Origin of the sequence: Pseudomonas sp. NFIX28 (assembly GCF_900107395.1) — a bacterium.
Classification (GTDB): domain Bacteria; phylum Pseudomonadota; class Gammaproteobacteria; order Pseudomonadales; family Pseudomonadaceae; genus Aquipseudomonas.
This window is the reverse complement of record NZ_FNPW01000003.1, coordinates 1-10,604: the sequence shown is the minus strand read 5'-3', so window position 1 is coordinate 10,604 and position 10,604 is coordinate 1. Positions and strand designations below refer to the sequence as shown.

The 10,604-nt window shown below is 62.8% G+C and carries 11 protein-coding genes; 5 read left to right on the top strand and 6 right to left on the bottom strand.

The genetic code is table 11. The features are described 5' to 3' along the window. Nucleotides 1-64: 64 nt before the first annotated feature. The 4 genes from BLV20_RS06355 to BLV20_RS06340 form a co-directional block, all read right to left on the bottom strand. Complete coding sequence (locus BLV20_RS06355) at nt 65-1,897, bottom strand: ABC transporter ATP-binding protein (protein WP_092298548.1); 1,833 nt, start codon at nt 1,895-1,897, stop codon at nt 65-67. A gap of 139 nt (nt 1,898-2,036) precedes the next feature. Beyond that, the gene (locus BLV20_RS06350; RefSeq protein WP_092298545.1) at nt 2,037-2,600 is read right to left on the bottom strand and encodes a peptidylprolyl isomerase; all 564 of its coding nucleotides are present in this window, start codon (nt 2,598-2,600) and stop codon (nt 2,037-2,039) included. A gap of 3 nt (nt 2,601-2,603) precedes the next feature. Next, complete coding sequence (locus BLV20_RS06345) at nt 2,604-3,407, bottom strand: alpha/beta fold hydrolase (RefSeq protein WP_092298542.1); 804 nt, start codon at nt 3,405-3,407, stop codon at nt 2,604-2,606. Between the two features lie 43 nt (nt 3,408-3,450). Beyond that, nucleotides 3,451-4,374, bottom strand: coding sequence for a PA3225 family LysR-type transcriptional regulator (locus BLV20_RS06340; RefSeq protein ID WP_092298539.1), 924 nt, complete (start codon nt 4,372-4,374; stop codon nt 3,451-3,453). A 49-nt stretch (nt 4,375-4,423) separates the two neighbouring features. Here BLV20_RS06340 and BLV20_RS06335 point away from each other — a divergent pair, with 49 nt between their 5' ends. From BLV20_RS06335 to BLV20_RS06325, 3 genes are all read left to right on the top strand, one after another. Continuing rightward, entirely contained in the window at nt 4,424-4,738 is a 315-nt protein-coding gene (locus BLV20_RS06335) for a 3-phosphoglycerate kinase (protein ID WP_092298536.1), read from the top strand. A 149-nt stretch (nt 4,739-4,887) separates the two neighbouring features. Next, a complete protein-coding gene (locus tag BLV20_RS06330) occupies nt 4,888-5,487 on the top strand; it encodes an FMN-dependent NADH-azoreductase (RefSeq protein WP_092298533.1) in 600 nt (199 codons plus the stop codon). A gap of 321 nt (nt 5,488-5,808) precedes the next feature. Continuing rightward, complete coding sequence (locus tag BLV20_RS06325; RefSeq protein ID WP_092298530.1) at nt 5,809-6,681, top strand: carboxylate/amino acid/amine transporter; 873 nt, start codon at nt 5,809-5,811, stop codon at nt 6,679-6,681. Nucleotides 6,682-6,831: 150 nt separating this feature from the next. On the opposite strand, the gene BLV20_RS06320 is transcribed toward BLV20_RS06325, so the two are convergent. Next, the gene (locus BLV20_RS06320; protein ID WP_092298528.1) at nt 6,832-8,130 is read right to left on the bottom strand and encodes a mechanosensitive ion channel family protein; all 1,299 of its coding nucleotides are present in this window, start codon (nt 8,128-8,130) and stop codon (nt 6,832-6,834) included. A gap of 193 nt (nt 8,131-8,323) precedes the next feature. On the opposite strand from BLV20_RS06320, the gene BLV20_RS06315 reads away from it, so the two are divergent. Beyond that, on the top strand, nt 8,324-9,661 hold the full coding sequence (locus BLV20_RS06315; RefSeq protein WP_025805109.1) for a DEAD/DEAH box helicase: 1,338 nt from the start codon (nt 8,324-8,326) through the stop codon (nt 9,659-9,661). Between the two features lie 56 nt (nt 9,662-9,717). On the opposite strand, the gene BLV20_RS06310 is transcribed toward BLV20_RS06315, so the two are convergent. Continuing rightward, nucleotides 9,718-9,990: a hypothetical protein gene (locus tag BLV20_RS06310; RefSeq protein ID WP_092298525.1), complete on the bottom strand. Its 273-nt coding sequence runs from the start codon at nt 9,988-9,990 to the stop codon at nt 9,718-9,720. Between the two features lie 263 nt (nt 9,991-10,253). Between BLV20_RS06310 and BLV20_RS06305 the strand changes: the two genes are divergently transcribed. Next, nucleotides 10,254-10,604 (top strand): POTRA domain-containing protein (locus tag BLV20_RS06305; RefSeq protein WP_305883254.1); only part of this gene is annotated, 351 nt, incomplete at its 3' end.

The following is a 10,604-nucleotide window of genomic DNA, read 5'->3' as shown; positions in this document are numbered from 1 at the left end:
GGGCGGCGCAAAAAAACGCCAGGGCCCCGAAGGGTGCTGGCGTTTTTGGGCGGGGCGTGGCGGATCAGTCGATACCGACGAACCCGCCGGTCTGGTGCTGCCACAGGCGCGCGTACAGCCCGCCGTGGGCCAGCAGCTCGGCGTGGCTGCCGGTCTCGGCGATGCGGCCTTTTTCCAGGACCACGAGACGGTCCATGCGGGCGATGGTCGAGAGCCGGTGGGCGATGGCGATCACGGTCTTGCCCTGCATCAGGGTCTCCAGGCTTTCCTGGATCGCCGCCTCGACCTCCGAGTCGAGCGCCGAAGTGGCTTCGTCCATGATCAGGATCGGCGCGTCCTTGAGCAGCACCCGGGCTATGGCGATACGCTGGCGCTGGCCGCCGGACAGTTTCACCCCGCGTTCGCCGACATGGGCATCGAAGCCGGTGCGGCCCTGGGCGTCGGAGAGCAATGGGATGAACTCATCGGCGCGGGCCTTGCGCACCGCTTCCCAGAGTTCCTCGTCGGTGGCATCCGGCTTGCCGTACAGCAAGTTGTCGCGGATCGAGCGGTGCAGCAGCGAGGTGTCCTGGGTGATCATGCCGATCCGTTCGCGCAGGCTTTCCTGGGTCACGTCGGCGATGTTCTGGTTATCGACCAGGATGCGACCGCTCTCCAGGTCGTAAAGCCGCAGCAACAGGTTGACCAGGGTCGACTTGCCGGCGCCGGACGGGCCGATCAGGCCGATCTTTTCCCCGGGCCTGATGGTCAGGTTGAGGTCGCTGATGATCCCGGCCTTCTTCCCGTAGTGGAAATCCACATGCTCGAAACGCACTTCGCCGCTGGCCACCGCCAGGCGTGGCGCCTGCTCGCGATCGCGCACGCTGATGGGTTGGGCAATGGTCTGCAGGCCGTCCTGGACCATGCCGATGTTTTCGAAGATGCCGTTGACCACCCACATGATCCAGCCGGACATGTTGACGATGCGGATCACCAGGCCCGTGGCCAGGGCGATGGCGCCGACCGAGATCAGCGACTGGGTCCAGAGCCACAGGGCCAGGCCCGTGGTGGAGACGATCAGCAGGCCGTTCATGGCGGTGATCACCACGTCCATGCTGGTGATGACGCGCCCGGCCAGCTGGCTTTTCTCGGTCTGCTCGCCGATGGCTTCGCGCGCGTAGTTCTGCTCGAAGTGGGTATGGGCGAACAGCTTGAGGGTGGTGATGTTGGTGTAGCCGTCGACGATCCTGCCGACCAGCTTGGAGTTGGCGTCCGAGGAAATCACCGAACGCTCCTTGACCCGTGGCACGAAGTACCAGAGCGCGCCGATGTAGCTGGCGATCCACAGCAGCAGCGGGATCATGAGGCGCCAGTCGGCTTCGGCGAACAGCACCAGCGAGCTGAGCGCGTAGATCAGCACGTGCCACAGCGCGTCCACCGCCTGCACCGCGGAATCGCGCAGCGAATTGCCGGTCTGCATGATGCGCTGGGCGATGCGCCCGGCGAAGTCGTTCTGGAAGAAGTTCAGGCTCTGCTTGAGTACATAGCTGTGGTTCTGCCAGCGAATCAGGCTGGTCATGCCCGGGCTGATGGTCTGGTGCACCAGCAAGTCGTGCAGGGCGACGAACAGCGGGCGGAAGATCAGCGCGACCACCGCCATCCACGCCAGCTCCAGGCCGTGGGTCTTGAAGATCTCGATATTGGGAGTGCCCTGGGCCAGGTCGATGATCGTGCTCAGGTAGCTGAACAGCGAGACTTCGATCAGCGCGACGAACAGGCCTACCACCAGCAGGGCGACGAAGCTCGGCCAGACTTGCTTGATGTAATAAAGGTAGAAGGGCAGTACGCGGTTGGGGGGAGCGGCAGTGGGAGCGTCGCGGAAAATATCGATCAGCTGTTCAAAACGACGATAGAGCATGGGATCTGACGCCCGCGTGGCGGGCTCTCCTTATCAGTAGGCAGGCGCAGCGCCGTATCGGCGCTGCGCCGGGACTCCCGGTGACACTTTGGGCTCTGTACGGAAAGCCGGCGAGCTTGGCCGCTTTCCCTACGAAACCTTAGTCGATGCGCTTGGCCGACTTGATCAGCACGGGGTCGATCGGCACGTTTTGCATGCCTTGTTTGGTGGTGGTCTGCGAGTTGACGATCTGGTCGACTACGTCCATGCCGCTCACTACTTTGGCGAATACTGCGTAACCGGCATCGCGGCCCGGGTCGAGGAAGGCGTTGTCGGCGACGTTGATGAAGAACTGGCTGGTGGCCGAGTTCGGGTTCGAGGTGCGGGCCATGGACAGGGTACCACGCACGTTGTGCAGGCCGTTGCTGGCTTCGTTCTTGATCGGGTCGCGGGTTTCCTTTTGCACCATTTGCGGGGTGAAGCCGCCGCCCTGGACCATGAAGCCCGGGATCACCCGGTGAAAGATGGTGTTGGTGTAGAAGCCACTGTCGACGTAGTCGAGGAAGTTCTTGCTGGAGATCGGGGCCTTGACCGGGTCCAGTTCGACTTCGATCTTACCGAAGCTGGTGTCCAGCACTACATGAGGCGCCTTGGCCGGCTGGGCGGCCATCAGGTTGGCAGCGAACAGAACGGAGCCGGCGACGAGGGCGATTTTTTTCAGCATGGGTCAGTGATCCTGGGTGGTGGTGTCGACTGCGGTTAAAAACTTGAGCAGGGTTTGGTTGAAGCGTTGCGGCTGGTCCAGCGGCGTGGCGTGACGCGAATCGGCGATCACCACCAGGCGCCCGTCGGGCAGCAGTTTCACATAGCTTTCTTTCAGTGCGACCGGTGTGTAGTCACGGTCGGCGCTGATGACCAGGGTTGGACAGGCGACTTGCGAAAGTCGTTCCTGGACCCCCCAGCCAACGATGGCGTCGAAGCTTGCGAGATAAGCACGTTTGTCGTTTTTTGCCCAGCGCTCGGCCATCTTTTGCCGCAGCTCGGCCTGTTCCGGCTTGGGGAACAGTTTGCCGGCCAGGGCGATGCCGATGGCTTCCAGGCTGAGCAAGCGCATCAGGCTCCAGCGCTTGAACCATTGCCAGGCATCGTTGGCGCTGCGGATCTTGACCTCGGGCGCGCTGTTGACGATGCACAGGCTTTTCAGCAGCTCGGGCTGATCCACCGCGACCTGGAAGGCGATCATGCCGCCCATGGACAGGCCCACCAGATGCACCCGCGCCAGGTTCAGGTGTTCCAGCAGGGCGACCAGGTCGGCGCTGAAGCCGGCGATGCTGTAGGGCCCGCGGGGCTTGTCGGAGCGACCGTGGCCGCGCATGTCGGGCAGGATCACGCGGTAATGGGCCGACAGCTCGGCAATCTGCTTTTCCCAGTCCTGGGTGCTGGAGCCGAGCCCGTGGACCAGCACCAGCGGTTCGCCATGGCCGTATTCCTCATAGTGCAGGGTGCATCCTTCGTGTTCGAAATAGGCCATGGCTGAATTCCTGTTCAGGCTCGTGGAGGGTTCAAATGTTCGTTCAGGCTTGTTCCGGTGCGGCGAATGGCGCGTCCAGCGGCGCGGTGTCGAAAGTGCGCAGCAGCTCGACGAGGATCTGCGTGGCCGGCCCCAGAGGCTTGTCCTTGTTCGAATACAGGAAGAAGGTCGGGTGCCGGCTGCCGCCCTGATCCAACGGTAGCACCTTGAGCAGGCCTTCCTTGAGTTCGCGCTCGATCATGTGTCGTGGCAGCCAGGCAAAGCCCAGGCCGCTGCCGACGAAAGTGGCGGCGGTGGCCAGGCTACCGACGGTCCAGCGCTGTTCGGCGCCGAGCCAGCCGACGTCCCGCGGCTGCTGGCGGCCGGAGTCGCGGATCACCACTTGCAGCTGGCTTTCCAGGTCCTGGAAGTTCAGCTCGCGGTTCAGGCGGTGCAGGGCGTGTTCCGGGTGGGCCACGGCGACGAACTCCACCGAACTCATTTCCGTGCCCAGGTAGCCGGGGATATTAAAGCCGCTGATGGCCAGGTCGGCCACGCCCTCAAGCAGCACTTCCTCGACCCCGGACAGCACTTCCTCGCGCAGGCGAACCCGGCAGCCGCGGCTTTGCGGCATGAAGGCAGTCAGGGCGCGGACCAGGCGCGCGCTGGGGTAGGCAGCGTCCACCACCAGGCGCACTTCGGCTTCCCAGCCCTGTTCCATGTGGTGGGCCAGGTCTTCCAGCTGGCTGGCCTGCTTCACCAGTTGCCGCGAGCGCCGCAGCAACACGCCACCGGCTTCGGTGAGCACGGCCTTGCGTCCATCGATACGCAGCAGCGGCACGCCCAGTTGGTCCTGCATGCGCGCCACGGTGTAACTGACCGAGGATTGCGAACGGTGCAGCGCTTCGGCCGCCTGGGCGAAGCCGCCATGGTCGACCACGGCCTGCAGCGTTCGCCATTGATCGAGGGTAACGCGGGGCGCTTTCATGAGGAGCTCCTCTTGTCCTAAGCTGGCGCTCCTTACTGGAGACTGCCGAATGAGAAAATTCTGTTGTGTGTTGCTGGCCCTGCTGCCGCTCAGTGCGTTCGCCTATCCCATCGACGTGAAGAAGCACCTCGAAGGCGTGAGTATCGACTACACCGCCTACGACACCGATGCCGACATTGGTTCGATCCAGGTGAACAACTACGGCACCACCGACGCCGCCTGCACGGTGGTCTTTCGCAACGGTCCCGAAGCTCCGCGCACGCGCAAGCTGGAAGTCGCGGCCGGCAAGTTCAAGAACGCCACGGCCAAGTTCAACCGCAGCATCATCAAGCTGCGCATCGACCTGACCTGTACCGCCAAATAAGCGCAAAGCGGAGCAGGGTGCGCGATCTGCTCCGCTTATAAACGAATTTATTGATTGGTTATAGCAGTTATTTGCGCTTTTTCATCGATATGACTCTGTTTAATCTGCGCTCCATCGACCTACAGCATTCCCCGATGGAGGCTACATCCATGTCCCGCGTTCTGATCATCGAAAGCAGTGCCCGTCAGCAGGATTCCATTTCCCGCCAGCTGACCCAGACCTTCATCAAGCAATGGCAAGCGGCCCACCCAGGCGACCAGATCAGCGTGCGTGACCTGGCGGTAACCCCGGTGCCGCACCTGGACAGCAACCTGCTGGGCGGCTGGATGAAACCCGCCGGGCAGCGCAACGAGATCGAAGAGGCCTCGCTGCAGCGCTCCAACGAACTGACCGATGAACTGCTGGCCGCCGACGTGCTGGTGATGGCCGCGCCGATGTACAACTTCGCCATCCCGAGCACCCTGAAAGCCTGGCTGGACCACGTGCTGCGCGCCGGTGTGACCTTCAAGTACACCGAAACCGGTCCCCAGGGCCTGCTCAACGGCAAGCGTGCCTACGTACTGACCGCCCGTGGCGGCATCTACGCCGGCAGCACCGCGGACCACCAGGAACCTTACCTGCGCCAGGTCATGGGTTTCATCGGGATCCACGACGTCGAGTTCATCCACGCCGAAGGCATGAACCTGGGCGGCGACTTCCAGGAAAAGGGCCTGAACCAGGCCAACGCCAAACTGGCCCAGGTCGCCTGATCCGTTAATCGCCAGATAATCGCGCAGTGGTCTAGTAGGCCCTGCGCTCCCCTTCAAGCTTGTTTGCGCATCGAACCTCCCTTTGCACTTGTTGCTCCTGAGTGCTCCTGCCCGATTGAACGCTTTGCGAGATCGGGCTTTTTTTTGCCCGCGATTTATCAACCCCCCGTAGGAGCGAGGCTTGCCCGCGATAGCGATCCGACAGGTACTGAGAAACCAGGCCGCTGCGCGGATCGCGGGCAAGCCTCGCTCCTACGGAAGGTGTTTTATTGTGCGCGGCAAAACCGCTATCGTCGCCGCCTCTTCAAGACGAGGCGAGCAATGGGCTATCTACTTTTTGTCACGCTGATCCAGGCGATTTCCTTCAGCCTGATCGGCGAATACCTGGCGGGGCATGTCGACAGTTATTTTGCGGTGCTGGTGCGGGTGCTGCTGGCCGGGCTGGTGTTTATCCCGCTGACCCGCTGGCGCCAGGTGGAGCCGGCGTTCATGCGCGGCATGCTGCTGATCGGCGCCTTGCAGTTCGGCGTGACCTACGTCTGCCTGTACCTGAGTTTCCGTGTGCTGACGGTGCCGGAGGTGCTGCTGTTTACCATCCTCACGCCGCTGCATGTGACGCTGATCGAGGATGCGCTGAACCGCCGCTTCAACCCCTGGGGCCTGCTGGCGGCGCTGGTGGCGGTGGCCGGGGCGGCGGTGATCCGCTACGACCGCATCAGCCCGGATTTCTTCATGGGCTTCTTGCTGCTGCAACTGGCCAACTTCACCTACGCCGCCGGGCAGGTGCTGTACAAGCACTTGGTGGCGCGCCATCCGAGCGACCTGCCGCACTACCGGCGTTTCGGCTACTTCTACCTGGGGGCGCTGGCGGTGGTGTTGCCGGCCTTCCTGCTATTCGGCAAGGCGAATTTCCTGCCCGAAGCGCCGTTGCAATGGGCGGTGCTGCTGTTTCTCGGGCTGGTGTCCACGGCGCTGGGGCTGTACTGGTGGAACAAGGGCGCTTGCCTGGTCACTGGCGCGACCCTGGCGGTGATGAACAACCTGCATGTGCCGGTGGGGCTGCTGATCAATCTGTTGATCTGGAACCAGCATGAAGAACTGGGGCGCCTGTTCCTCGGCGCGCTGGTGATCCTGGGAGCGGTGTGGATCAGCCGTCGCGGCACAAAAGCCGCGACTACCGCCACTGCCTTGTAGGAGCGAGGCTTGCCCGCGATAGCGATCTGGCAGACACCGCGGGGTCAGGCCGCTGCGGGGATCGCGAGCAATCGAGCGTCGACCGGCTGCTGCTCCAGATTGAGCAGATAGAGGGAGTGATCGCCCCGCGGGCGGGGCGATCAGGCGCGATTACACCGCTTGCTTTTCCGGCTCGGGGATATGGCTGGCGCCCAGCACCGCCGGCAGCAGGCCGGCACGCAGGTCGTTGCCGCTCGGCTGCTGATACAGGCTCAGGCCGAACTCCGGCATCACCGCCAGCAGGTAATCGAAGATATCGCCCTGGATACGCTCGTAGTCGGCCCACGCCGTGGTGCGGGTGAAGCAGTAGATCTCCAGCGGAATGCCCTGGGCGGTGGTCTGCATCTGGCGGACCATGCAGGTCATGTTCGGCTGGATTTCGGCGTGGCTCTTCAGATAGGCCAGGGCATAGGCGCGGAAAGTGCCGATATTGGTCATGCGCCGGCGGTTGGCCGACATGGCGGCGACATTGCCCTGGGCTTCGTTCCAGCTCTTGAGCTCGGCCTGCTTGCGACTGATGTAGTCGGTGAGCAGGTGGACCTTGCTCAGGCGCGCCTCCTCGTCATCGTTAATGAAACGTACGCCGCTGGCGTCGATGTACAGGCTGCGCTTGATCCGCCGGCCGCCGGATTGCTGCATGCCGCGCCAGTTCTTGAACGACTCGGACATCAGGCGCCAGGTCGGGATCGAGACGATGGTCTTGTCGAAGTTCTGCACCTTGACCGTGTGCAGGGTGATGTCGACCACATCGCCGTCGGCACCGACCTGCGGCATTTCGATCCAGTCGCCGACCCGCAGCATGTCGTTGCTGGTCAACTGCACGCTGGCGACGAACGACAGCAGCGTGTCCTTGTAGACCAACAGGATCACCGCCGACATGGCGCCAAGACCGGACAACAGCAGCAGCGGCGAGCGGTCGATCAGGGTGGCGACGATGATGATCGCGCCGAACACGAACAGCACCATCTTCGCCAGTTGCACATAGCCCTTGATCGAGCGGGTACGCGCGTGTTCGGTGCGGGCGTAGATGTCCAGCAGGGCATTGAGCAGGGCGCTGATGGCCAGCACCTGGAACAGGATGGTGAAGGCCAGGGCCAGGTTGCCGAGGAACACCAGGCTGGTCTTGCTCAGCTCCGGCACCAGGTGCAGGCCGAACTGGACCACCAGCGATGGGGTCATCTGCGCCAGGCGGTGGAACACCTTGTTCTGGCGCAGGTCGTTGAGCCAGTGCAGGGACGGCTGGCGACCGAGCAGCTTGACCGCATGCAGGATCAGGTAGCGCGCCACTCGTCCGACGAACAGCGCCACCACCAGCAGCACCATCAGGGCCAGGCTGGAATGCAGGAGCGGGTGCTGATCGAGCGCCCCCCAGAGGTCTTGAACGTTGAGCCAGAGCTGTTTGAAATCCATGGGGGCAGAAGCTTCCTCTATGAGACAAGATGGATCGATTAGAACATTTAACCCGTTGAAAGTTACCGTTGAGGACAAACCGGCTAACAAAAAACCAGCTGTTTGCGGCTGTTTGCATAAAGAAACTCGGCCTTCGCGCCCGAAACCGTTACCCTATGCAGCTGTTTTTTTGCATATCTTCGAGGTAGCACCCGTGTTTTCCCAATTCGCCCTGCACGAACGCCTGCTCAAAGCCGTGGCCGAGCTTAAATTTGTCGAGCCTACGCCTGTGCAGGCAGCGGCCATTCCGCTCGCGCTCCAAGGGCGTGACCTGCGGGTGACGGCACAGACTGGCAGCGGCAAGACCGCCGCTTTCGTCCTGCCGATCCTCAATCGCCTGATCGGCCCGGCGAAGATCCGCGTCAGCATCAAGACCCTGATCCTGCTGCCGACCCGCGAGCTGGCGCAGCAGACCCTGAAGGAAGTCGAACGCTTCTCGCAGTTCACCTTCATCAAGGCCGGCCTGATCACCGGCGGCGAAGACTTCAAGGTCCAGGCCGCGATGCTGCGCAAGGTGCCGGACATCCTGATCGGCACTCCGGGGCGCCTGATCGAGCAATTGAACGCCGGCAACCTCGACCTCAAGGAAGTGGAAGTGCTGGTCCTCGACGAAGCCGACCGCATGCTCGACATGGGCTTCGCCGACGACGTGCAGCGCTTGGTGGACGAATGCCCGAACCGGCAGCAGACCATGCTGTTCTCCGCCACCACCGGCGGCTCGGGCCTGCGCGAGATGGTCGCCAAGGTCCTGAACAACCCCGAGCACCTGCAGCTCAACGCAGTCAGCCAGCTGAACGACACCACCCGCCAGCAGATCATCACCGCCGACCACAACCAGCACAAAGAGCAGATCGTCAACTGGCTGCTGGCCAACGAGACCTACCAGAAGGCCATCGTCTTCACCAACACCCGCGCCATGGCCGACCGCATCTACGGCCGCCTGGTGGCCCAGGAGTACAAGGCGTTCGTCCTGCACGGTGAGAAAGACCAGAAAGACCGCAAGCTGGCCATCGACCGCTTGAAGCAGGGCGGGGTGAAAATCCTCGTCGCCACCGACGTCGCCGCTCGCGGCCTGGACGTCGACGGCCTGGACCTGGTGATCAACTTCGACATGCCGCGCAGCGGCGACGAATACGTGCACCGCATCGGCCGTACCGGGCGTGCCGGTAACGACGGCCTGGCCATCTCGCTGATCTGCCACGGCGACTGGAACCTGATGTCGAGCATCGAGCGCTACCTCAAGCAGAACTTCGAGCGCCGCACCATCAAGGAAGTCAAAGGCACCTACGGCGGGCCGAAGAAGGTCAAGGCCTCCGGCAAGGCCGCGGGCGTGAAGAAGAAAAAGACCGACGCCAAGGGCGACAAGAAAAAAGCCGCAGCCAAGGCCCCGACCAAGCGCAAGACCGCCAACCGGCCGAAAAGCGACGCCCTGGTCAGCCAGGACGGCATGGCGCCGCTCAAGCGCCGCAAGCCAGCACCGGCTGCCGAATAAGCCGTAGCGCAACAGAAAAAGCCCGGACCCCGTCCGGGCTTTTTATTGGCCGGCGCTCAGCTGTCGGCCTTCTTCTCGGCCGCGCCCAACTCCTTCAGGCGCTGGTCGATCAACTGGCACTTGTCCGGCAGATCCTTGCTGGCTGTGCTCAGGTCCATCCCGCGCAATTCGTCGTTGATTTCCTTGGCCTTGGTCGGGTCCTGCTCGGTGAGCCTGGCCACTTCCTTGGCCAGTTGTTCACGCTTGACCGTGGCTTCATCAAGGGTGCAACCCGCCCAGGCGGGCAAGGCAAAAAACAGCGTGGCGGCGATGGCGAAAAAAGTTTTCATGGCGGGCCCCTCGGGCATGACATGGGTATGCGGTTGAGAGGGCGGGGGGGTGAAAAGTTCAGTGATAAACCGGGCGGGACCAAGCCGGGAGCAGATTCAGAAGCGTCTTATTGGGCTCGGCCTTTTGGCGGTTTACCTTCTTTTTCCGAGAGCCCATCGCAAGGCACTCCATTGACTGGGCGGGATGAACGATTGACGTCAATATGATGGCTAATTAACATCGCGCCATTATTTTGATATCAAGCTGTCTCAAGGGATCGAACATGTACTCACCCGCCCTCGCGGGGAGGTTGTGCCTGGCTTTGCTGTGCCTGACTCCGCTGCACCTTGTTCATGCTGCCCCCACCCCCGGTGACACCGACCTGATACGCGAACGCCAGGACCGCCTGCTCGAAGAGCAGCGCCGGCGCCTGGAAGAGCTCAAGGATCTGCCCGGTAAAGAGGCCGCTCCCACGGCGCCGACCGCGCCGGCCGACACCCGCTGTTTCCCGATCAAGGACATCGAGCTCAAGGGCGCCGACAGCCTGTCCGCCGCCGAACAGGCGCGCCTGCTGGAGCCCTATATCGGCCAGTGCCTGGGCGTCAGCCAGCTCAACGAACTGCTCAAGGTCATC